The organism is Hydrogenophaga sp. (genome assembly GCF_965657535.1).
In the GTDB taxonomy this organism is placed as follows: domain Bacteria; phylum Pseudomonadota; class Gammaproteobacteria; order Burkholderiales; family Burkholderiaceae_C; genus Hydrogenophaga.
Genome location: NZ_CBFHOP010000004.1, coordinates 447,505 through 469,218, shown reverse-complemented (window position 1 = coordinate 469,218; position 21,714 = coordinate 447,505). Strand labels below are relative to the sequence as shown.

The 21,714-nt window shown below is 63.9% G+C and carries 17 protein-coding genes; 12 read left to right on the top strand and 5 right to left on the bottom strand.

Annotation, left to right across the window (positions count from 1 at the left end):
* Positions 1 to 57: 57 nt before the first annotated feature.
* From ACTG4K_RS09815 to ACTG4K_RS09760, 12 genes are all read left to right on the top strand, one after another.
* Positions 58 to 747, top strand: coding sequence for a GntR family transcriptional regulator (locus ACTG4K_RS09815; RefSeq protein WP_439114008.1), 690 nt, complete (start codon positions 58 to 60; stop codon positions 745 to 747).
* A gap of 132 nt (positions 748 to 879) precedes the next feature.
* Positions 880 to 1,830, top strand: a complete 951-nt coding sequence (puuE, locus tag ACTG4K_RS09810; protein WP_439114007.1) for an allantoinase PuuE — start codon at positions 880 to 882, stop codon at positions 1,828 to 1,830.
* A 30-nt stretch (positions 1,831 to 1,860) separates the two neighbouring features.
* Entirely contained in the window at positions 1,861 to 3,639 is a 1,779-nt protein-coding gene (gene uraD / locus ACTG4K_RS09805) for a 2-oxo-4-hydroxy-4-carboxy-5-ureidoimidazoline decarboxylase (RefSeq protein WP_439114006.1), read from the top strand.
* Between the two features lie 66 nt (positions 3,640 to 3,705).
* Positions 3,706 to 4,956: a M20 family metallopeptidase gene (locus ACTG4K_RS09800; RefSeq protein WP_439114005.1), complete on the top strand. Its 1,251-nt coding sequence runs from the start codon at positions 3,706 to 3,708 to the stop codon at positions 4,954 to 4,956.
* Between the two features lie 102 nt (positions 4,957 to 5,058).
* On the top strand, positions 5,059 to 7,344 hold the full coding sequence (locus tag ACTG4K_RS09795; RefSeq protein ID WP_439114004.1) for an NADP-dependent malic enzyme: 2,286 nt from the start codon (positions 5,059 to 5,061) through the stop codon (positions 7,342 to 7,344).
* 229 nt (positions 7,345 to 7,573) lie between these two features.
* On the top strand, positions 7,574 to 9,055 hold the full coding sequence (locus tag ACTG4K_RS09790) for a nucleobase:cation symporter-2 family protein (protein ID WP_439114003.1): 1,482 nt from the start codon (positions 7,574 to 7,576) through the stop codon (positions 9,053 to 9,055).
* Positions 9,056 to 9,399: 344 nt separating this feature from the next.
* The gene (locus ACTG4K_RS09785) at positions 9,400 to 10,431 is read left to right on the top strand and encodes an ABC transporter substrate-binding protein (protein ID WP_439114002.1); all 1,032 of its coding nucleotides are present in this window, start codon (positions 9,400 to 9,402) and stop codon (positions 10,429 to 10,431) included.
* 77 nt (positions 10,432 to 10,508) lie between these two features.
* Positions 10,509 to 11,354: an ABC transporter ATP-binding protein gene (locus ACTG4K_RS09780; protein ID WP_439114001.1), complete on the top strand. Its 846-nt coding sequence runs from the start codon at positions 10,509 to 10,511 to the stop codon at positions 11,352 to 11,354.
* A 12-nt stretch (positions 11,355 to 11,366) separates the two neighbouring features.
* Positions 11,367 to 12,131 carry an ABC transporter permease gene (locus ACTG4K_RS09775; RefSeq protein WP_439114000.1) on the top strand — a complete coding sequence of 255 codons (765 nt, stop codon included), beginning with the start codon at positions 11,367 to 11,369 and terminating at the stop codon, positions 12,129 to 12,131.
* Positions 12,132 to 12,249: 118 nt separating this feature from the next.
* Positions 12,250 to 12,726 (top strand): nucleoside deaminase, encoded by a 477-nt coding sequence (locus ACTG4K_RS09770; RefSeq protein WP_439113999.1) that lies wholly within the window; start codon positions 12,250 to 12,252, stop codon positions 12,724 to 12,726.
* Between the two features lie 7 nt (positions 12,727 to 12,733).
* Positions 12,734 to 13,564, top strand: coding sequence for an urease accessory protein UreD (locus ACTG4K_RS09765; protein WP_439113998.1), 831 nt, complete (start codon positions 12,734 to 12,736; stop codon positions 13,562 to 13,564).
* A gap of 137 nt (positions 13,565 to 13,701) precedes the next feature.
* Positions 13,702 to 15,402: a response regulator gene (locus tag ACTG4K_RS09760; RefSeq protein ID WP_439113997.1), complete on the top strand. Its 1,701-nt coding sequence runs from the start codon at positions 13,702 to 13,704 to the stop codon at positions 15,400 to 15,402.
* Between the two features lie 22 nt (positions 15,403 to 15,424).
* Here the strand turns inward: ACTG4K_RS09760 and urtE are convergent, their stop codons facing one another.
* The 5 genes from urtE to urtA form a co-directional block, all read right to left on the bottom strand.
* Positions 15,425 to 16,123 (bottom strand): urea ABC transporter ATP-binding subunit UrtE, encoded by a 699-nt coding sequence (gene urtE, locus ACTG4K_RS09755; protein ID WP_439113996.1) that lies wholly within the window; start codon positions 16,121 to 16,123, stop codon positions 15,425 to 15,427.
* Between the two features lie 618 nt (positions 16,124 to 16,741).
* Positions 16,742 to 17,617 carry an urea ABC transporter ATP-binding protein UrtD gene (urtD, locus tag ACTG4K_RS09750; protein WP_439113995.1) on the bottom strand — a complete coding sequence of 292 codons (876 nt, stop codon included), beginning with the start codon at positions 17,615 to 17,617 and terminating at the stop codon, positions 16,742 to 16,744.
* Complete coding sequence (urtC, locus tag ACTG4K_RS09745; protein ID WP_439113994.1) at positions 17,614 to 18,735, bottom strand: urea ABC transporter permease subunit UrtC; 1,122 nt, start codon at positions 18,733 to 18,735, stop codon at positions 17,614 to 17,616. Before urtC ends, urtD begins: the two co-directional genes overlap by 4 nt.
* Before the next feature lie 5 nt (positions 18,736 to 18,740).
* Entirely contained in the window at positions 18,741 to 20,348 is a 1,608-nt protein-coding gene (gene urtB, locus ACTG4K_RS09740; RefSeq protein ID WP_439113993.1) for an urea ABC transporter permease subunit UrtB, read from the bottom strand.
* 91 nt (positions 20,349 to 20,439) lie between these two features.
* Positions 20,440 to 21,702: an urea ABC transporter substrate-binding protein gene (urtA, locus tag ACTG4K_RS09735; protein WP_439114038.1), complete on the bottom strand. Its 1,263-nt coding sequence runs from the start codon at positions 21,700 to 21,702 to the stop codon at positions 20,440 to 20,442.
* Positions 21,703 to 21,714 lie beyond the last annotated feature (12 nt).

The window sequence follows — 21,714 nt, the reverse complement described above, 5'->3', positions numbered from 1 at the left end:
AGTGGATAGTCGACCGAAAGTGTATACACTTTTTGTTTTTCTGGATATGATGAATCCATGGAAACCTCAAACAATGCGCCCAGCACCACGTCCAGCACGCACCACATTGTTGAGTCGCTGACCCGCGCCATCGTGGAACACCGGTTGCACCCAGGCACCAAACTGGCCGAGCAGAAACTGGCCGACCATTTTGGTGTGTCGCGCACGCTGGTGCGACAGGCGCTGTTTCAGCTGTCGCAAAACCGGTTGATCCGCCTGGAGCCGGCACGGGGCGCTTTTGTGGCGGCGCCGTCGGTAGAAGAGGCCAAGCAGGTGTTTGCGGTGCGCCGCATGCTGGAAGCCGAAATGACGCGGGCTTTTGTGCTGGTGGTAACGCCCAGCAAGATCAAGGCGCTGCGCGAGCATGTGGCGCAAGAAAAGCTGGCCGTGACCAACCAGGACGTGCCCGGGCGCACCGAGCTGCTGGGCGACTTTCATGTGCGCATGGCCGAGCTGATGGGCAACCAGGTGCTGGCGGAGTTGCTGCGAGAGCTGATCTCGCGCTGCGCCCTCATCACGCTCATGTACCAGAGCGCGCACGCGGCCGAGCATTCCAACGAAGAGCACGCCGACATTGTGAAGGCGCTGGCCGCCAAGGACGAGGCGCTGGCCGTGCGGCTGATGAACGAGCACCTGATGCATGTGGAAGAAAACCTGACCTTTGACCGCAAGGTGCCCACCAACGACATTTCCATGGCCTTGTCATAGAAAACCCCCATCGCTTGCTCGCTTCGCGTAGCCGCTGCGCCCCTCAAGGGGCAACACCCGCGGCCTGGAAAAGCCAGTTCCGCGGTGTTCCCGGTCAACACCCCTCCTCGTCCGTCACCTGTTGTATTGCCCATGACCATTTACGACGCTACCGCCCCCTACCCCCGCGACCTGATGGGCTACGGCCGCGACGCACCGCATGCGCGCTGGCCGGGAGGTGCCCGCGTGGCGGTGCAGTTTGTGCTGAACTACGAAGAAGGCGGCGAAAACTCGGTGTTGCATGGCGACGCGGGTTCGGAGCAGTTTTTGTCCGAGATGTTCAACCCGCCGGCCTTTGCTGACCGCCACATCAGCATGGAAGGCATTTACGAATACGGCTCACGGGCGGGGGTATGGCGTATCTTGCGCGAGTTTGAAAAGCGCGGCCTGCCGCTCACGGTGTTTGGCGTGGCCAGCGCGCTGGAAAAGCATGCCGACGTGACGGCCGCCTTTCGAGCGCTGGGCTTTGACATCGCCTGCCACGGCCTGAAGTGGATCCATTACCAAAACATCGACGAGGCCACCGAGCGCGCCCACATGGCCGAGGCCATGGCCATCATTGAGCGCCTGACGGGTGAGCGTGCCCTGGGCTGGTACACCGGGCGCGACAGCCCCAACACGCGCCGCCTGGTGGCCGACTTTGGCGGCTTTGAATACGACAGCGACTACTACGGCGACGACCTGCCGTTCTGGATGAAAGTGCGCAAGACCGATGGCAGCGACGCACACCAGCTGATCGTGCCCTACACGCTGGACTGCAACGACATGCGCTTTGCGCTGCCCCAGGGCTATTCGCACGCCGGCCCGTTCTTTCAGTACCTGAAAGACACGTTTGACGCGCTGTACGCCGAGGGCGACCCGAACGGGCTGGACCGCCCCAAGATGATGAGTGTGGGCATGCACTGCCGCCTGCTGGGGCGCCCGGGCCGCATCACCGCGCTGCAGCGTTTTCTGGACCACATACAGGCACACGACCAGGTGTGGGTGGCGCGCCGCCTGGACATTGCGCGGCATTGGACAGCCACCCACCCGGTCAGTCTCTGAATTTACCCACCTTCAAACCGAACACGCGCCATGCCCATCACCCTGGACCAAATCAATACCGCTGCACCGGCCGACGCCGCGCACATGCTGGACGGCCTGTACGAGCATTCGCCCTGGATTGCCGAACAGGCGCTGCTGCAGCGGCCTTTCGCCTCGCCCGCCGCGCTGAAACACGCCATGGTGCGGGTGCTGAACGCAGCGGGCACCGAGCCACAGCTGGCGCTCATTCGCGCCCACCCGGAGCTGGCGGGCAAGGCCATGGTGAGCAACACGCTGACGGCCGAGTCCACCAACGAGCAGACCAAGGCGGGCCTGACGAACTGCACGCCCGAAGAATTTGCACACATCCAGCAGCTCAACGCCGACTACAACGCCCGCTTCGGCTTCCCGTTCATCCTGGCGGTGCGCGGGCCGCGCGGCACGGGCTTGAGCAAGCGCGACATCATCAGCACCTTTGAACGCCGCCTGCACAACCCGGTGGACTTTGAGCGCGCCGAGTGCCTGCGCAACATCCACCGCATTGCCGAGATTCGGTTGAACGACAAGCTGGGCCTGGAGCCCGCGCTGGGCAACCAGGTGTGGGACTGGCACGAAGACCTGGCGCGCCACAGCGACCCAGGGTTTGCAGAAAACGGCCAGTTGACCGTGACCTACCTGACCGACGCGCACCGCGCCTGCGCCGCCGAGCTGCAGCGCGGCATGGTGGCTTGCGGGTTTGACGAGGTGCACATTGACGCGGTGGGCAATGTGGTGGGCCGCTACCACGGCACAGCACCCGATGCACCCGCCCTGCTCACGGGCAGCCACTTTGACACCGTGCGCAACGGCGGCAAATACGATGGACGGCTGGGCATTTTTGTACCCATGGCCTGCGTGCAACAGCTGCACCGGGCTGGGCGGCGCCTGCCGTTTGCCATCGAAGTGGTGGGTTTTGCCGAAGAGGAAGGCCAGCGCTACAAAGCCACGTTCCTGGGATCGGGCGCGCTCACCGGGCACTTCAACCCCGCCTGGCTCGACCAGCAAGATGCCGACGGCACCACCATGCGCGCCGCCATGCAACACGCCGGCCTGCCGGGCACGCTGGAAGCCATTGGCGCACTGCAGCGCGACCCGGCCCGATACCTCGGCTTTGTTGAAGTGCACATTGAACAGGGCCCGGTGCTCAACGAGCTGGACCTGCCGCTGGGGGTGGTGACCTCCATCAACGCCAGCGTGCGCTACCAGTGCGAGGTGGTGGGCATGGCCTGCCACGCCGGCACCACCCCCATGGACCGCCGCCGCGACGCCGCCTGCGCCGTGGCCGAGTTGGCCCTGTACGCCGAGCAACGCGCCGGAACCGATGGCGACTCGGTGGCCACGGTGGGCATGTTGCAGGTGCCCGGTGGCTCCATCAACGTGGTGCCTGGCCGTTGCCTGTTTTCGCTGGACCTGCGTGCGCCCAGCAACGCGCAACGCGACGCACTGGAGCGCGATATCCTGGCGCAACTGGACGCCATTTGCGAGCGCCGAGGCGTGCGCCACAGCCGCGAGGAAACCATGCGCGCTGCCGCCGCACCCAGCGCCCCGGCCTGGCAAGTCCGCTGGGAAGCCGCCGTGAGCGCGCTGGGCGTACCGCTGCACCGCATGCCCAGCGGTGCCGGCCACGACGCCATGAAACTGCACGAGGTGATGCCGCAAGCCATGCTGTTTGTGCGCGGCCTCAACAGCGGCATCAGCCACAACCCGCTGGAAGCCACCACCAGCGAGGACATGGAACTGTGCGTGCGGGCTTTCTCGCACCTGCTGGAACAACTCGCCGCCGGCCACTGAGCCTCTTTTCACCGTTCGGGCCGAGCCTGGCAAAACCCCTTCCAACCACCACCCACCCGCCACACCATGACCACCACCTACGAACAACTCGACCAATGGATTGACGCGCACTTTGACGAAGAAGTGGCGTTTTTGCAGGAACTGGTGCGCGTGCCCACCGACACGCCGCCCGGCAACAACGCACCGCACGCCGAGCGCACGGCCGAGCTGTTGGGCGCCATGGGCCTGACCGCCGAGAAGCACGCCGTGCCCGAGGCCGACGTGAAAGCCGCCGGGCTGGAAACCATCACCAACCTGATCGTGCGCCGCCCCTACGGCCCCGGCAAAACCATTGCCTTGAACGCGCACGGCGACGTGGTGCCGCCCGGTGAGGGCTGGACCCACGACCCCTACGGCGGCGAGATCGTGGACGGCAAGATCTACGGCCGCGCCACAGCGGTGAGCAAGTGCGACATTGCCAACTTCACCTTCGCCATTCGGGCGCTCGAATCGCTGGGGGCGCCACTCCAAGGCGGGGTCGAACTGCACGTGACTTACGACGAGGAGTACGGCGGCGAAGTGGGCCCCGACTGGCTGCTGAAAAAGGGCCTGACCAAGCCCGACCTGATGATCGCGGCCGGCTTCAGCTACCAGGTGGTGGTGGCGCACAACGGCTGCCTGCAACTGGAAGTGACGGTGCACGGCGACATGGCCCACGCGGCCATTCCCGACAGCGGCACCGACGCGCTGCAGGGCGCGGTGCACATCTTGAACGCGCTGTATGCGCTCAATGCCGACTACCTGAAGGTGACATCCAATGTCGAAGGCATCACCCACCCCTACCTCAACGTGGGCCAGATCAGCGGTGGCACCAACACCAACGTGATCCCCGGCAAAGTGGTGCTCAAGGTGGACCGCCGCATGATCCCGGAGGAAGACCCAGCCGAAGTGGAAGCCAGCCTGCGCCAAACCATTGCAGAGGCCGCCGCCAGCTTCCGTCCACCCCGTGGTGGCAGCGCCATCAACGTGGAGGTCAAACGCATCTTGCTGGCCCGCGCCCTGAAGCCGCTGCCCGGCAACAAGCCGCTGGTCGAGGCGATCCAGAAGCACGGCCACGCGGTGTTTGGCGAAACCATTCCGGCCGTGGGCACACCGCTGTACACCGATGTGCGCATTTACGGCGAACACGGCATTCCCGGCGTGATCTACGGCGCCGGCCCGCGCACGGTGCGCGAGTCCAACGCCAAACGCGCCGACGAAAACCTGGACCTGCAAGACCTGCGGCGGGCGACCAAGGTGGTGGCGCGCACGCTGTTGGACTTGCTGAACCCCGCCTGATCGGCAGACGCAAAGCCCACGCGCTGCCACTGCCGGATGGGCCTGTGCAAGGCTCGGCGGCGTTGGTGCCGTGTCAAAATGAATTCCCCAAGGAGACACAACATGACACCCGCCGAACAAGCTTTGCGCGATGCCGCGCTTGACTACCACCGCTCGCCCAACAAGGGCAAGATTTCTGTCAACCCGACCAAGCCGCTGTCCAACCAGCGCGACCTGTCGCTGGCCTATTCGCCGGGGGTGGCTTACCCCTGCCTGGCCATTGAAAAAGACCCGACGCTGGCAGCCGAATACACCAGCCGGGGCAACCTGGTGGGCGTGATCACCAACGGCACAGCGGTGCTGGGGCTGGGCGACATTGGCCCGCTGGCGAGCAAGCCGGTGATGGAGGGCAAGGGCTGCCTGTTCAAGAAGTTTGCGGGCATTGACGTGTTCGACATTGAGCTCGACGAGCGCGACCCGGACAAGCTGGTGGAGATCATTGCCGCGCTGGAACCCACGCTGGGCGGGATCAACCTGGAAGACATCAAGGCGCCCGAGTGCTTCTACATTGAGAAGAAGCTGCGTGAGCGCATGGGTATTCCGGTGTTCCACGACGACCAGCACGGCACCGCCATCATTTCAGCGGCGGCCCTGCTGAACGGCCTGGAGTTGGTGAACAAGCCGATTAGCGAGGTGAAGCTGGCCGTGTCGGGCGCAGGCGCCGCAGCCCTGGCTTGCCTGGATGTGATGGTGGGCCTGGGCATGGCACCGGCCAACATTTTTGTGTGCGATTCCAAGGGCGTGATTTACGAGGGCCGCCCCGGTGGTTACGACGAGTCCAAAGCCCGCTACGCCCAGCAAACCGACAAGCGCACGCTGGCCGACGCGGTGAACGGTGCCGACGTGTTCCTGGGCTGCTCGGCCCCTGGCGTGATGACGGCGGAGATGGTGAAAACCATGGCGCCCAAGCCCATTATTTTGGCGCTGGCCAACCCCGAGCCCGAGATTCGGCCCGAGCTGGCCAAGGCGGTGCGGCCCGACTGCATCATTGCCACTGGCCGCAGCGACTACCCGAACCAGGTCAACAATGTGCTGTGCTTTCCGTACATCTTCCGGGGTGCCCTGGACTGCGGCGCCACCAAGATCACGGAAGAAATGAAGCTGGCCTGCGTGCGCCAGATTGCCGACCTGGCCAAGAGCGAAACCAGCGACGAGGTGGCCAGCGCCTACGCCGGGCAAGACCTGGTGTTTGGCCCGGACTATTTGATTCCCAAGCCGTTTGACTCGCGCCTGATTCTGCGCATTGCACCCGCCGTGGCGCAGGCTGCAGCCGACTCGGGCGTGGCCACGCGCCCCATCACCGACATGGATGCGTACAAGCAAACGCTGTCGCGTTTTGTGTACCAGACCGGCATCTTGATGCAGCCGATCTTCAACGCCGCCAAGGCCGTGCCGCCCGCCAGCAAACGCGTAGCGTATGCCGACGGTGAGGACGAGCGCGCGCTGCGTGCGGCACAAATGGCGATCGACGAGCAGGTGGCCCGCCCGATCTTGATCGGCCGCCCGTCGGTGATTGCCGCGCGCATTGAAAAGGCTGGCCTGCGCATGCGCCTGGGGGTGGACGTGGAAAACGTGAACCCCGAAGACGACCCACGCTTTCGCCAGTATTGGGAGCACTACCACAAGCTCATGGGCCGCAACGGCGCCACGCCCGAGGTGGCCAAGGCCGCTGTACGCCGCTCCAACACCATCATCGGCTCGCTCATGGTGTCGCTGGGCGAGGCCGACGCGCTCATCTGCGGCCTGGTGGGCAGCTACATGACGCACCTGGAGCGCATCGACAGCATCTTGGGCAAGAAGGCGGGTGTGAACAACTACGCCGCCGTGAACGCACTCATGACCGACCGCGGCGCCCTGTTCATCGCCGACACCTATGTGAACGAAGACCCCAGCGCCGAGCAGCTGGCCGAAATTGCCTGGATGGCCGCGCAGGAAGTGCAGCGCTTCGGGCTGCCGCCCAAGGTGGCGTTTTTGTCGCACTCCAGCTACGGGTCGAGCAAGCGCGCGTCGGCCAAAAAAATGCGCTCTGCCCGCGACATGTTTGCCGCCCAGCACCCGGAAATTGAATGCGACGGCGAACTGCATGGCGACGCTGCGCTGGAGGAAGAGATTCGCAGCAGCTACCTGGCCGAAACCACGCTCAGCGGCTCGGCCAACCTGCTGATCTGCCCCAACCTGGACTCGGCCAATATTTTGTACAACGTGCTCAAGACCACCACCAGCGGCGGCGTGACGGTAGGCCCGGTGCTGATGGGCGCGGCCGCCACCGCCTACATCCTCACACCTGCGGCCACGGTGCGCCGCGTGCTGAACATGACGGCACTGGCCGCTGCGAACGCGCTGCGTTGAGTCGCTTCAGACTCGCACCACAAGGGACGCTGCGGCGTCCCTTTTTTTCGCCTTTTTGCTACCCGCACCGGCCAACAAAATCGGGCCGTTGCCGGGTTTCTCCCTATGCGCACCGCATTCAATCGTACACATAATGTGTATACAGTTTTGCACACGAAGCTGCGGCAACCTGCGCGGCTACCGGCAAACACTGCCCATCCATTCGCTTCGTCGCTTGAGGAGATTTCCCATGACAACAACCGTTCATCCCGTGGACGAGGTTCTGCCAACAGGCAAGCTCACGGCCCTGGGCCTGCAGCATGTGCTGGTGATGTATGCGGGCGCCGTTGCGGTGCCGCTGATCGTGGGCCGCGCGCTCAAGCTCAGCCCCGAGCAGGTGGCCATGCTGATTTCGGCCGACCTGTTTTGCTGTGGCATCGTCACGCTGATCCAGTCGCTCGGCGCCACGCAGTGGTTCGGCATCAAGCTGCCCGTGATGATGGGCGTGACGTTTGCGTCCGTGGCCCCCATGGTGGCCATGGCCAACAACAACCCCGGCACACAAGGCGCGGGCCTCATCTTCGGCGCCATCATCGGTGCGGGGGTGATCTCGATACTCATTGCACCCATCGTCAGCCGCATGCTGCGGTTCTTCCCGCCGGTGGTCACCGGCACCATCATTGCGGTCATTGGTATCAGCCTCATGCGGGTGGGTATCAATTGGATCTTCGGCAACCCCTTCGGCCCCACCGCCCCCAGCATTCCCAGCCCAGAGCACCTGGCCTGGCTGGAAGCCGCCAAGCAGGCATCGGCCAGTGGCGCGGTGCCACCGGTGCCCCAGGGCATGAACATTGTGGGCACGGTGCCCAACCCCAAATACGCCCAGCTGTCGCACATCGGCATTGCCGCCATCGTGCTGGCGTCCATCCTGCTCATCGCCAAGTACGCCAAGGGCTTCATTGCCAACATCTCGGTGTTGCTGGGCATCATCGTGGGCGGCGTGGTGGCCACTGCGGCGGGTCTGATGAATTTCGACAAAGTGGCCAAGGCCGGCTGGTTTGACCTGGTGCTGCCGTTCGAGATCGCGGCCCCCATCTTTGACCCCATCCTGATCTTGACCATGACCCTGGTGATGATCGTGGTGATGATCGAGTCCACCGGCATGTTCCTCGCGCTGGGCGACCTGACCGGCAAAAAGATCGACCAGAAAATGTTGACCGCCGGCCTGCGCACCGATGGCCTGGGCACGCTGATCGGCGGAATCTTCAACACCTTCCCCTACACCAGCTTCTCGCAAAACGTGGGTCTGGTCGGGGTGACCGGCGTGAAGAGCCGCTTCGTCTGTGTGGCCGGCGGCGTGATCCTGATCGTGCTGGGCTTGCTGCCCAAGATGGCGGCGCTGGTCGAGTCGCTGCCCACGTTTGTGCTGGGCGGCGCGGGGCTGGTGATGTTTGGCATGGTGGCCGCCACCGGCATTCGCATCCTGGCCGGCGTGGACTACAAGGGCAACCGCAACAACCTGTTCATCGTGGCCATCTCCATCGGCATGGGCATGATTCCGCTGATTGCACCCAAATACCTGCAGTGGATGCCACACGCCATTCACCCGCTGATCGAGTCGGGCATCTTGCTGGCGTCCATCAGCGCCGTGCTGCTCAACCTGTATTTCAACGGCGGCAAGGGCGACGCATCGGCTGCGGTTGAAGCCGCCAAGCAAGCCGACGCACACTGAGCGGCCACCATCTGGCGCGACAAGCAGGCCCCGATGGGGCCTGTTTTTTTGCACCCCACCCCGCGTGGGCCTTTTTGTGCGTGGTGCATGCCTGCGCAGCGTGGTGCGCCGATTGCACCTTATTGGTGCATCCAACCAATCCAACGCACCATCTAGGGTTAGCCATGATGACGACCAGGGAGCGCCGAAGAACAATGTGTATACACATTCTGTGCTCAAACTGAAAGCGTGCACCGCAGCCAACACCGGCGCAAAGGAAAAGCTGGCACCGATATTGCTGTGTTTTTGTACCCTCGAAACCGCCACTCCGGCACACCCTCCCCACTCAGCCCACTGGAGACTCTATGAACAAGCGCCACTTCTTGCAAACCACCGCCGCCCTGGCCGCCGCCGCCGCTTTTGGTGGTGCCCACGCGCAAACCGCCTTGAAGTTTCAGCTCGACTGGCGTTTTGAGGGCCCAGCGGCCCTGTTCCTGCAGCCTGCGGCCAAGGGTTACTTCAAGGCTGCCGGGCTGGACGTGACCATTGACTCGGGCAACGGCTCGGGCGGCACGGTGACACGCGTGGCGTCAGGCACCTACGACCTGGGCTTTGCCGACATGGCCGCGCTGATGGAGTTTCACGCCAACAACCCGGACGCACCCAACAAGCCGGTGGCCGTGATGATGGTCTACAACAACACGCCCGCCGCTGTGCTGGCCTTGAAGAAGAGCGGCATCACCAAGCCGGCCGACCTGAGCGGCAAGAAGCTGGGCGCACCGGTGTTTGACGCGGGCCGCAAAGCGTTCCCCATTTTCCAGAAGTCGAACAACGTCAGCAACGTGGCCTGGACCTCCATGGACCCACCGCTGCGCGAAACCATGCTGGTGCGCGGCGACATCGACGCCATCACCGGCTTTTCGTTCACCTCGCTGCTGAACCTGGAAGCGCGTGGCATCAAGGCCGAAGACGTGGTGATCTTGCCCTACGCCGACTACGGCGTGAAGCTGTACGGCAACGCCATCATCGCCAGCCCCAAGCTGATCAAGGAAAACCCAGCCGCGGTGAAAGCTTTCCTGAGCGCCTTTGCCAAAGGCGCCAAAGAAGTGATGCTGAACCCGGTGGCGGGCATCGAAACGGTGAAGGCACGCGACGGCATCATCAACGTGGCCCTGGAAACCCGCCGCCTGCAGCTGGCCATTGACTCCGTGGTGGCCAGCCCCGACGCGCGCAAGGAAGGCTTCGGTCAAGTCAACCCCGGTCGCCTGTCGCTGATGGCCTCGCAGGTGTCTGACGCCTACGCCACCAAGACGCGTATCAACCCAGCCGCGATCTGGGACGGCTCCATGCTGCCGTCGGCGGCTGAGCTCAACGTGTTGCCGCCCGCAAAAAAATAACGCTGGGAACGCACATTTCTTCTGGCCTGGGCCAGCTGCCCTACGGTGGGAGCTGGCCTTTTTTCAGGACCTTTTCCATGCACGACACACCCACCACGCCAGACGCCAGCAACAAGCCTTTTGTCGACTTCGACCAGGTCTGGCTGGCCTACAACGACGAACTGCTGGCCAAAAACAACTTTGCGGTTGAAGACATCAACCTCAAGGTCAAACAGGGCGAGTTCATTGCCATCGTGGGGCCTTCGGGCTGCGGCAAGTCCACCTTCATGAAGCTCACCACCGGGCTGAAGATGCCGAGCATGGGCAAGATCACCATCGACGGCCAGCCGGTAACGGGTCCGCTGAAAATTTCGGGCATGGCTTTTCAGGCACCTTCGCTGCTGCCCTGGCGCACCACGCTGGACAACGTGTTGCTGCCGCTGGAAATCGTCGAACCCTTCCGCAGCCAGTTCAAAGACCGGCGCAAGGAATTTGAAGAGCGCGCCAAAAAGCTGCTCGCCAGCGTGGGGCTGGGCGGCATGGAAAAGAAGTTTCCCTGGGAACTCTCGGGCGGCATGCAGCAGCGCGCCAGCATTTGCCGCGCGCTGATCCACGAGCCCAAGATGCTGCTGCTGGACGAGCCGTTTGGCGCACTCGACGCGTTCACCCGCGAAGAGCTGTGGTGCACGCTGCGCGATCTGTGGGAAGCGCAGCGCTTCAATGTGATTCTGGTCACGCACGACTTGCGCGAAAGCGTGTTTCTGGCCGACACGGTGTATTGCATGAGCCGCAGCCCAGGGCGTTTTGTGGTGAAGCGCGAGATCGACATTCCGCGCACCCGCGACCTGGAAGTGACCTACACGCCGCATTTCACCGACATCGTCCATGAGCTCAGAGGACACATTGGAGCCATGCGAAAAGCCGGCGCAGCGATCAACCAGTAAGGCAGAGCAATCATGAACAAAAAACAAGTCGAGCGCTGGTCGCCCTTTCTGCTGTTGATAGCGATCGTCGTGATCTGGGAAATCATCACCCGCGGATTTGGTGTTTCGGAATTCATCTTCCCCAGCCCGTCACGCATCTGGGAACAGACGCTGGAGCACAAAACCACCATCCTGGGCCACGCCTGGCGCACCTACTGGGTGACGATGGCGGGCTTTGGCATTGCCATTGTGGTGGGCGTGCTGCTGGGCTTTCTCATTGGCAGTTCGCGCCTGGCCTACGCGGCGGTGTACCCGCTCATGACGGCGTTCAACGCGCTGCCCAAAGCCGCGTTTGTGCCCATCCTGGTGGTGTGGTTCGGCATTGGCGTGGGCCCGGCCATCTTGACGGCTTTTCTCATCAGCTTCTTCCCCATCATGGTGAACATTGCCACCGGCCTGGCCACGCTGGAGCCCGAGCTGGAAGACGTGTTGCGCGTGCTGGGCGCGAAGCGCTGGGACGTGCTGACCAAGGTCGGCCTGCCGCGTTCCATGCCCTACTTCTTCGGCTCGCTCAAGGTGGCCATCACGCTGGCGTTTGTGGGCACCACGGTGTCTGAAATGACCGCGTCCAACGAAGGCATTGGCTACCTGCTGATTTCGGCCGGCAGTTCCATGCAAATGGGCCTGGCCTTCAGCGGTTTGCTGGTTGTGGGCGCCATGGCCATGGCCATGTACGAGCTGTTCAGCCTGGTGGAAAAACACACCACGGGCTGGGCGCACCGCGGGAGTCAAAACTGAACCCCTGCGCGCCTGACGGCGCGTCCTCCTGAAAGGGGACGGCACTGGCGGCCCTGCCATGCCGGTGCCGCGGTGCCCCTGGTCTGTTCCCCCTCAAGTCACTGCGCCTGCTTGCCACATGAACCACGAACAAGTTTTACGCCATCTGCGGCGAGCCAACGAGGTGGCGGTGCGTGCTGCGAGCATGGGTCGGCACCCGTTCGGGGCTTTGCTGGTGGCGCCCGATGGCGAGACGGTGCTGGCTGAGCAGGGCAACATCAACACGGTGAACCACGCCGAGTCCACGCTGGCGCGCACAGCGGCCGACAACTGGCCCGGGGCCTACCTGGCGCGCTGCACGTTGGTCACCACGTTTGAACCGTGTGCCATGTGCACCGGCACGGTGTACTGGGCCAACATCGGGCGCATTGTGTATGGCGCCAGCGAAGCCGCCTTGCTGGCGCTCACGGGCAGCCACGACGAGAACCCCACGCTGTCGCTGCCGTGCCGTGAGGTGCTGGCGCGGGGGCAGAAAGCCATCGACGTGGTGGGACCGGTACTGGCGCTGGAAGCCGAGCTGATGGCGCCGCACCAAGGCTTTTGGGCTTCTCGCTGAGCACCCTATGCCCTGGCACGCCCAACTCCAACTCCACTACCGCCTCGAAGCCCAGCGCACCGTGCTGCACCACCAGCACAACGGCCCGCTGCGCATCCTGAAATGCCTGTACCCCGAGGGCGATGCCATTTGCCACAACGTCATCATTCACCCGCCGGGCGGGCTGGTGGGAGGCGATGTACTGGATGTCTCGTTGCGTGTTGAGGCCGGCGCCCACGCGCTGGTGAGCACCCCCGGCGCTACCCGGTTTTATGCCTCCGACAGCGCCGTGGCCACGCAGCAGGTACACCTTGCACTGGAGGCCGGCGCCCGCCTGGAATGGCTGCCGCTGGAAGCCATTGCCTACCCCGGCTGCCTGGCACAAAACACCGTGCAAGCCACCCTGGGCGCAGGGGCCGAGTGGCTGGGCTGGGACGTCACCGCGCTCGGCTTGCCCAGCGCGGGCCAGCCGTTTGATGCCGGCCGCTTCAGCCAACGCCTGGAGATTCTCGGCCTGTGGCTGGAACAAGCCCAGCTGGACGCCAGCGACACCCGCCTGCTCAATGCCCCTGTGGGCCTGAACGGCCAACGGTGCCTGGGCACCATGTGGCTGGCCTGCGGCACCGCCCTCACCCGCGAGCGCCGAGAACAGTTGCTGGACGTGGTGCGCAGCGTGCTCGCCACCGCACCGGCCCAGGTGCAGGCTGGCGCGACCTGCCCCAACCCCAACATGCTGGTGCTGCGCGCCTTGGCACCGCTGGTGGAACCGCTGATGGCGCTGTTCCAACAGGTTTGGGCCGAACTCCGGCCCGCCGCCTGGGGCCTCACCAGCACGCCGCCACGCATCTGGCGCGTTTGAGGCAGCGCCTCTGCGGCACTGGCACGAAATAGCCGGTGCTTTGTCCCGTTGTTTGCGGGTTTGGTGGGCACCCGGGGTGCGCAAAATGGATGGATCCACACGGAACCCAACCGACTCCGCCCTCCACCCGCACGCGCATGATCGACTCCACCACCGACCTCAGTGGCGCCCGCGCGTTGGTGATCGACGGCAGCCCACAGTCGCGCTCAACCCTGGTGGCCCAGTTGCGGCAGTTCGGCATGGGCACGGTGGCGCAGTGCCCCCGGCTGGCGGACGCCCGGCGCAAGCTGGAAATCGGCACCTTTGACGTGGTGCTTTGCGAACACTATTTCGAGCGCGAAATGATTTCGGGTCAGGACCTGCTGGACGACTTGCGGCGCAACCACCTGCTGCCGTTCTACACCGTGTTCATCCTCATTTCGTCCGAAGCCACCTACGGCATGGTGGCCGAGGCGGCCGAGTCGGCGCTGGATGCTTATGTGATCCGGCCCTTCAAGGCATCGGCGCTGGCAGAGCGCATTTTTTTGGCCCGCTTGCGCAAGCGCACCCTGCAAGACATCTTCACCGCCATCGACGCCCAAAACTACGAACGGGCCACCCAGCTGTGCCAGGAGCGCTTTGAGTCGCGCCAGCCCTACTGGCTGTATGCCGCGCGCATTGGCGCCGAATTGCTGCTGCGCGCCGGGCGCGTGGCCGAAGCCCAGACGCTCTACGAAGCGGTGGTGGAAGCCAGAACCCTGCCCTGGGCCAGGCTGGGCGTGGCCCGCACCCAGCTGGACGCCGGCTACCCCCTGCGCGCCGCCACCACGCTGGAAGCCCTGATACAGGCCGACCCTGGCTACGCCGACGCCTACGACCTGATGGGGCGCGCACAGTTTGAGCAAGGCCACTTTGACAACGCACTGGCCACCTTCACCATGGCCGCCAAGCTCACGCCGTCGTCCGTCAAGCGCTTGCTGCGTCAGGGCATGATGGCCTACTACGCAGGCGAGCGGGACAAGGGTATTGAGACACTGGACCGCGCGGCCCGCATCGGCCTGGACTCGAAGCTTTTTGACCCGCAAGCGCTGGTGCTGCTGGCCTTTGCCCGGCTGACCAACGACGACCAGCGCGGCCTGCTGCGTTGCGCCGAACAACTGACCCGGCTGCGCGACCGCGAGAGGGGCAGCGAGCGCTTGCAGCGCCTGCTGGATGTGGTGACAACCATCCAGCTGCTGCAGGAATACCAGACCGCCCGCGTGCTGGAAGACGTGCGGCGCATGGCCAAAACAATCAGCGAGCCCAGCTTCGACTTCGAAGCCGCCAGCAACCTGCTGGCGCTGATGACCGAGCTGGCCAACCGGTCCATACAACTCTACGAGGTGGACGCGGCGGTGGACACCATGGGTCTGCGCTTTTGCACCAGCAAGGCCCTGGCCGAGTTGCTGGCCTGCGCCGCCGTGGGCCGCACCGAGTTTGCCAACCGCATTCGCGCGGCCCACGCCCAGGTGCTCAAGCTGTCAGAGCAGGCCATGGCACACAGCCTAAAAGGCAACCCCCGCGAGACCATGGCGATGCTGCTGGACAGCGCACAGGCCACCCTGAACGGCAAGCTCATTGAGTCCGCCTTTCAGGTGCTGCAGCGCCACGGCGAGCGCATGGAAGACCAGCCCGCCCTGGCCGAGCAAGTGCAGGCCATGCGCGACCTGTACCGCACCACCGAAGTGAACGTGGGCCTGGGCGACCAGACGACCGGCGCCGCCTCATCCACCGGCGTGGCCCTGCCAGCCGGCTACAAGCCCCCGAAAACCGAGGGCTTGCTGTCGCGCCAGGGTGCGCCCGTCGACGCGCAGAACTGAGCTGCGCACGCGCGGCTGCGTTTCAAATAGCCACCAGCTGGCGCACGCCTTTGGCCTGCATTTCACGGCCAGGCCCGCTGGCCACCACTTCACCGCGCTCCATCACCACGTACTGGTCGGCCAGCGCTTCGGCAAAGTCGTAGTACTGCTCCACCAGCACGATGCCCATGTTGCCCCGGTCGGCCAGCATGCGGATGACCTTGCCAATGTCTTTGATGATGTTGGGCTGAATGCCTTCGGTGGGCTCGTCCAGGATCAGCAACTTGGGGCCAGCGGCCAGCGCGCGCGCGATAGCCAACTGCTGCTGCTGCCCACCCGACAGGTCGCCACCACGGCGGCCCAGCATCTGCTTGAGCACCGGGAACAGCTCAAACAATTCGGCCGGAATGGGGGTTCCGCCCTTCTTGTAGGCCAGGCCCATCTGCAGGTTTTCTTCCACGGTGAGGCGGCCGAAAATCTCGCGCCCCTGCGGCACAAAGCCCACGCCCATGCGGGCGCGTTCGTACGGTGTGGCCTTGTCGATGGCCACACCGTCGAGCGTGATGCTGCCGCTCTTGATGGGCACCAGACCCATGAGCGATTTGAGCAAGGTGGTTTTGCCCACGCCGTTGCGGCCCAGCACGACGGTGACCTTACCGAGTTCGGCCGTCAGGTTGACGTTGCGCAGGATGTGGCTGCCACCGTAGTACTGGTTGACGTCTTTGACTTCGAGGAGGCTCATGGTCTTCTCCGGCTAATGGGTTTGGCCGGGTCTAGGCCCGGCGGCCAACTCACTTTTCTTTGCTTCGCCAAAGAAAAGTAAGCAAAAGAAAAGCGAGCCGGATGCGCTGTCTCTCCGCTGCGCTGCGGGCACGCTGCGTTGCTCGGTCCGGGCGGGGTCGGGCTGAACTCGCTTCGCTCAGACAACGCCCGCCCTGTTCCGCCCAGTCCTGCGCTACTCGCCAGAGCATGACGGCGGGGGAAAGATGCGGGTGCATTGCCTTCGGTTGCAGGGCTGGCGTTGCCCTCACCCCTGGGATCTCCCAAAGGGAAAGGGAGAGAGGCACGCTCGCCGGAGGGGAAGCCCGTTCCCGTTCCCGCTCCCGCTCCCGCTCCCGCATCCATGCTGTGCCGTGTGGCCGGGCTGAGCAGCGCAGGGGCGAACGGATCAGGGCGGGCGTTGTCTGAGCCGAAGGCGAGTTCAGCCCGACCCCGCTCGGACCGAGCAGCGCAAGGCACCGCGCAGCGGCCCGGACTTCGGCTCGCCTTTTCTTTGCTTACTTTCTTTTGGCGAAGCAAAAGAAAGTGAGTCGGCCGCCGGGCCGAGACCCGGCCAAACCAAGCCGCCGGAGAAAAACAGTCAGCGACCAAGATAAACCTCAATCACCCGTTCATCCGCCTGCACCTCATCCAAGGTGCCCTCAGCCAACACAGCACCATCACACAACACCGTCACCTTCTCAGAAATAGCGCGAATGAAGCTCATGTCGTGCTCCACCACCATCAAAGAGTGTTTGCCTTTCAGCGACAAAAACAGCTCAGCGGTGCGCGCAGTCTCCTCATCCGTCATGCCTGCAACAGGCTCGTCCAGCAACAGCAGCTTGGGCTCTTGCATCAGCAACATGCCAATTTCCAGCCATTGCTTCTGGCCGTGGCTCAGCAGGCCAGCTTGTCGCCCGGCGCTGTCCAGCAGATGGATGGTTTGCAGCACCTCGCCCAGGCGGTCTTTTTCTTCACCGGTGAGCCTGAACACCATGCTGTGGCGCACGCGCTTGTCGGTGGCCAGCGCCAGTTCCAGGTTTTCAAACACGCTGAGTTGCTCGAACACCGTGGGTTTCTGGAACTTGCGGCCGATGCCTAACGCGGCAATTTCGGCTTCGCGGTAGCGCAGCAAATCAATGGTGCTGCCAAAAAACACCTGGCCTGAATCGGGCTTGGTCTTGCCGGTGATGATGTCCATCATCGTGGTCTTGCCGGCGCCGTTGGGGCCGATGATGCAGCGCAGTTCGCCGGGGGCAATGTCCAGGCTCAGGCCGTTGATGGCCTTGAAGCCATCAAAGCTCACATGCACGTCTTCCAGGTACAGGATGCGCCCGTGGGTGGTGTCCACGGCGCCGGGCGTGTGCACGCGGCCGTAACCGGCGCTGCGGCCCCCCGACTCGGTCTGTCCGGGTACCACCAACGCAGCGACTTTTTCGTAGCGCTGCGCGCCTTCTTCCATCAGGTCGGGCGTCATGCGCGCGCTCCCTTGAGTTTGCGAACCAGCCCCACCACACCCTGTGGCATGTAGAGCGTGACCACAATGAACAGCGCTCCCAAAAAATACAGCCAGTATTCGGGGAAGCTCACGGTGAGCCAGCTCTTGGCCCCGTTGACGATAAAGGCGCCGATGATGGGGCCGATGAGCGTGGCGCGCCCGCCCACAGCGGCCCAGATCGCAATTTCAATGCTGGCGGCAGTGCTCATTTCACCGGGGTTGATGATGCCCACCTGCGGCACATACAGCGCGCCGGCCACACCGCACATCACCGCCGAAATGGTCCAGATGGTGAGCTTGTAGGGCAGCGGGTTGTAGCCACAAAACATGACGCGGCTTTCAGCGTCGCGCACCGCCTGCAGCACCCGGCCGAACTTGCTGTTGACCAGCCAGCGCGCCCAGAGAAAGAAGCCCAGCAGCGTGAGCCCGGTCAGCACAAACAGCGTCATGCGCATGTTTTGCGTGGCCAGCGGCATGCCCAGGATGCGCTTGAAGTCGGTGAAGCCGTTGTTGCCACCCAGACCGGTTTCGTTGCGAAAGAACAGCAGCAGCGCAGCGAAGGTGAGCGCCTGCGTGATGATAGAAAAATACACGCCCTTGATGCGCGAGCGAAAGGCAAAGTAACCGAACACGAAGGCCACGATGCCTGGCACCAGCAGGATCAGCAGCAGCGTGGCGATGAAGCTGTCAGACAAGGCCCAATGCCACGGCAGTTCTTTCCAGTCCAGAAACACCATGAAGTCGGGCAACTCGCTTTTGTAGTTGCCGTCGGTGCCGATCTGGCGCATGAGGTACATGCCCATCACATAGCCGCCCAGCGCGAAAAACAGGCCGTGACCCAGGCTCAAGATGCCGGTGTAGCCCCAGATCAAATCCATGGCCAGCGCGCAGATGGCGTAACACATGATCTTGCCCAGCAGGCCAACCATGTAGTCGCTCAGGTGGAAGGCGCTGTCGGCTGGGACCAGCAGGTTGAGCGCGGGTGCGACGGCGCACACGACCAGCAGCGCGACCAATGCGCCGCTCCAGCCGGTGCGTGTGAGCAAGGGGCCGGCTTGCGGCAGGGCGACGGGTGAAGAAATGGCTTGTGTCGTCATGGTGTTCAGGCTTCCGCACCGCGGCCTTTCATCGCAAAAATCCCCTGCGGCCTTTTCTGGATGAAGACGATGATGAAAACCAGCACCGCAATTTTGGCCAGCACCGCGCCGGCCCAGCCTTCAAGGAACTTGTTGAGAATGCCCAGGCCCAGCGCGGCGTACACCGTGCCCGCGATCTGCCCCACGCCGCCGAGCACCACCACCATGAACGAATCCACGATGTAGCTCTGGCCGAGGTCGGGGCCGACGTTGCCGATCTGGCTCAGCGCGCAGCCCGCCAGGCCCGCAATGCCCGAACCCAGTGCGAACGCGTAGGTGTCGATGCGCGCGGTGTTCACGCCCATGCACGACGCAATGGGCCGGTTCTGGGTGACGCCGCGCACGAACAGACCCAGCCGGGTCTTGGTGATCATCAGCGTCACGCCCACCAGCACCAACACGGCAAAGCCGATGATGATGATGCGGTTCCAGGGCAGCGTGAGGTTGCCCATGAGCGTGATGCTGCCGCTCATCCAGCCCGGGTTTTCCACGCCCACGTTCTGCGCGCCAAACAGTGTGCGCACCCCTTGCATCAGCACCAGCGAAATGCCCCAGGTGGCCAGCAGCGTTTCCAGCGGGCGGCCATACAAAAAACGAATCACGGTGCGCTCCATGGCCGCGCCCACCAGCGCCGAGGTGATGAACGCGATCGGCATGGCCACCAGCAGGTACCAGTCAAACAGGCCGGGCAGCGACTCGCGAAAAAACGACTGCACCAGCCAGGTGGCGTAAGCGCCAATCATGATCAGCTCGCCGTGCGCCATGTTGATGACGCCCATGAGGCCGTAGGTGATGGCCAGCCCCAGCGCGGCCAGCAGCAAGATGCTGCCCAGGCTGATGCCGGTGAAGGCTTGCGCCAGCGCGTTGCTGACGGCCAGCGAGCGCTCCAGCGCAGCCAGCGAAGCCTTCAGCGCCGTCTTCACCGCCGGGCTATCTTCGGTTTCCAGACGCTGCACCAGCAGCGGGCGCACGATGGCCTGGCGCGCTTCTCCCAGCTTTTCTGCGGCGGCCAGGCGCTGCGCTTCGTCGTCGCTGGCCAGCCGCACGGCGGCCTGCGCCAGCTCCAGCATCTGGCGTGCCTGCGGGTCCAGCTCAGCGGCCAGCGCTTTGTCAATCAGCGGCAGCTGGGCCGCATCGGGTTCGTCGAACGCATTGCGCTGCAGGCTCTTGGCGGCCTCGCGCTGGCGCGCTGGCGGCGCACCAAACAGGTCCATGCCCGCGAGCGCCGTTTCCATGGCGCTGCGCAGGCGGTTGTTGATCATCACGTCTTCGGCGGTTTCCGGCAGGCTGACCAGCACTTCGCCGGTCACCGCGTCTACCGCGCCATCACCCTGCACGATGAGCACACGCTCGCCGTCTACACGCAGGTTTTCATCGGCCATGGCCTTGATAAGGGCCGTGGCTTTTTCGTCGGGCTCGGTGGCCAGGCGGTTCAGAGTGGCGATGCGGTCGCCGGTGTCGCCCGCCACCAGGGCGAGCGCATCGGCGGGCGCAAGGGCTTGAGCTGGCAGGCTGCACAGCAGCCACAGCGCGCACAGCGTTCGCATCAACCAGACATTCGGGGAGGCACGCATGGGGCCGTCTTTCAAAATAACCGGGGCATTCGGGTGAAGGTGCGGGCGCGGCCCCATGGCTGCGCCCGCACAAGTCAAACGCAGACAGACATCACTTCACCATGGGCACGTTTTTCTTGCCCTTGTTTTCCGCGATGTAGTCGCTCCACGGATCGGCCACCACAGGGCCGGGCGTCTTCCACACCACGTTGAACTGGCCGTCGGCCTTCACCTCGCCAATGAACACCGGCTTGTGCAGGTGGTGGTTTTCCTTGTCCATGGTGCTGGTGAAACCACCCGGCGCCTTGAAGGTCTGGCCGGCCATGGCGGCGATCACCTTGTCGGTGTCGGTGCTACCGGCTTTCTTGACTGCTTGCGCCCACATGTGGATGCCGATGTAGGTGGCTTCCATCGGGTCGTTGGTCAGCGGCTTGTCTTTGTGGCCGGGGATGTTCTTGGCCTTGGCGTAGTCGCTCCACTGCTTGATGAACGCCGCGTTGGTCGGGTTCTTGATGCTCATGAAGTAATTCCAGGCGGCCAGGTGGCCCACCAGCGGCTTGGTGTCCACACCGCGCAGCTCTTCTTCACCCACCGAGAAGGCCACCACCGGCACGTCTTTGGCGCTCAGGCCGGCGTTGCCCAGCTCTTTGTAGAACGGCACGTTGGAATCGCCGTTGATGGTGGAGACCACCGCCGCTTTCTTGCCAGCCGCTGCAAACTTCTTGATGTTGGCGATGATGGTCTGGTAGTCGGCATGGCCGAAGGGGGTGTATTCCTCCATGATGTCGGCGTCGGCCACACCCTTGCTCTTGAGGAAAGCACGCAAGATCTTGTTGGTGGTGCGGGGGTACACGTAGTCGGTGCCCAGCAGCACCCAGCGCTTGGCACTGCCGCCGTCTTTGCTCATCAGGTATTCCACAGCGGGAATGGCCTGCTGGTTGGGCGCAGCGCCGGTGTAAAACACGTTTTTGCTCAGCTCTTCGCCTTCGTACTGCACCGGGTAGAACAACAGGTTGTTTTTCTCTTCAAACACCGGCAGTACCGACTTGCGCGACACCGACGTCCAGCAGCCGAACACAGCGGCCACCTTGTCCTGGTCGATCAGCTGCTTGGCCTTTTCGGCAAACAGCGGCCAGTTCGACGCCGGGTCCACCACCACGGGCTCGATCTTCTTGCCCAGCACACCACCCTTGGCGTTGATCTCGTCGATGGCCATCAGGGCCACATCTTTGAGCACGGTTTCTGAAATGGCCATCGTGCCCGACAGGCTGTGCAGCACACCGACCTTGATGGTGCTTTGCGCGTGGGCCGGCAGGCCAAAAGCGCCCAGGGCGGCAGCCACAGACAGGGCTTTGAGGGTGAATCGACGTTGCATCATGGCGCTTCT

Bases quoted from the DNA above. Each gene is read 5' to 3' on its own strand.
- ACTG4K_RS09815 (WP_439114008.1), top strand. From the start codon at position 58: ATGGAAACCTCAAACAATGCGCCCAGCACCACGTCCAGCACGCACCAC.
- puuE (WP_439114007.1), top strand. From the start codon at position 880: ATGACCATTTACGACGCTACCGCCCCCTACCCCCGCGACCTGATGGGC.
- uraD (WP_439114006.1), top strand. From the start codon at position 1,861: ATGCCCATCACCCTGGACCAAATCAATACCGCTGCACCGGCCGACGCC.
- ACTG4K_RS09800 (WP_439114005.1), top strand. From the start codon at position 3,706: ATGACCACCACCTACGAACAACTCGACCAATGGATTGACGCGCACTTT.
- ACTG4K_RS09795 (WP_439114004.1), top strand. From the start codon at position 5,059: ATGACACCCGCCGAACAAGCTTTGCGCGATGCCGCGCTTGACTACCAC.
- ACTG4K_RS09790 (WP_439114003.1), top strand. From the start codon at position 7,574: ATGACAACAACCGTTCATCCCGTGGACGAGGTTCTGCCAACAGGCAAG.
- ACTG4K_RS09785 (WP_439114002.1), top strand. From the start codon at position 9,400: ATGAACAAGCGCCACTTCTTGCAAACCACCGCCGCCCTGGCCGCCGCC.
- ACTG4K_RS09780 (WP_439114001.1), top strand. From the start codon at position 10,509: ATGCACGACACACCCACCACGCCAGACGCCAGCAACAAGCCTTTTGTC.
- ACTG4K_RS09775 (WP_439114000.1), top strand. From the start codon at position 11,367: ATGAACAAAAAACAAGTCGAGCGCTGGTCGCCCTTTCTGCTGTTGATA.
- ACTG4K_RS09770 (WP_439113999.1), top strand. From the start codon at position 12,250: ATGAACCACGAACAAGTTTTACGCCATCTGCGGCGAGCCAACGAGGTG.
- ACTG4K_RS09765 (WP_439113998.1), top strand. From the start codon at position 12,734: ATGCCCTGGCACGCCCAACTCCAACTCCACTACCGCCTCGAAGCCCAG.
- ACTG4K_RS09760 (WP_439113997.1), top strand. From the start codon at position 13,702: ATGATCGACTCCACCACCGACCTCAGTGGCGCCCGCGCGTTGGTGATC.
- urtE (WP_439113996.1), bottom strand. From the start codon at position 16,123: ATGAGCCTCCTCGAAGTCAAAGACGTCAACCAGTACTACGGTGGCAGC.
- urtD (WP_439113995.1), bottom strand. From the start codon at position 17,617: ATGACGCCCGACCTGATGGAAGAAGGCGCGCAGCGCTACGAAAAAGTC.
- urtC (WP_439113994.1), bottom strand. From the start codon at position 18,735: ATGACGACACAAGCCATTTCTTCACCCGTCGCCCTGCCGCAAGCCGGC.
- urtB (WP_439113993.1), bottom strand. From the start codon at position 20,348: ATGCGTGCCTCCCCGAATGTCTGGTTGATGCGAACGCTGTGCGCGCTG.
- urtA (WP_439114038.1), bottom strand. From the start codon at position 21,702: ATGCAACGTCGATTCACCCTCAAAGCCCTGTCTGTGGCTGCCGCCCTG.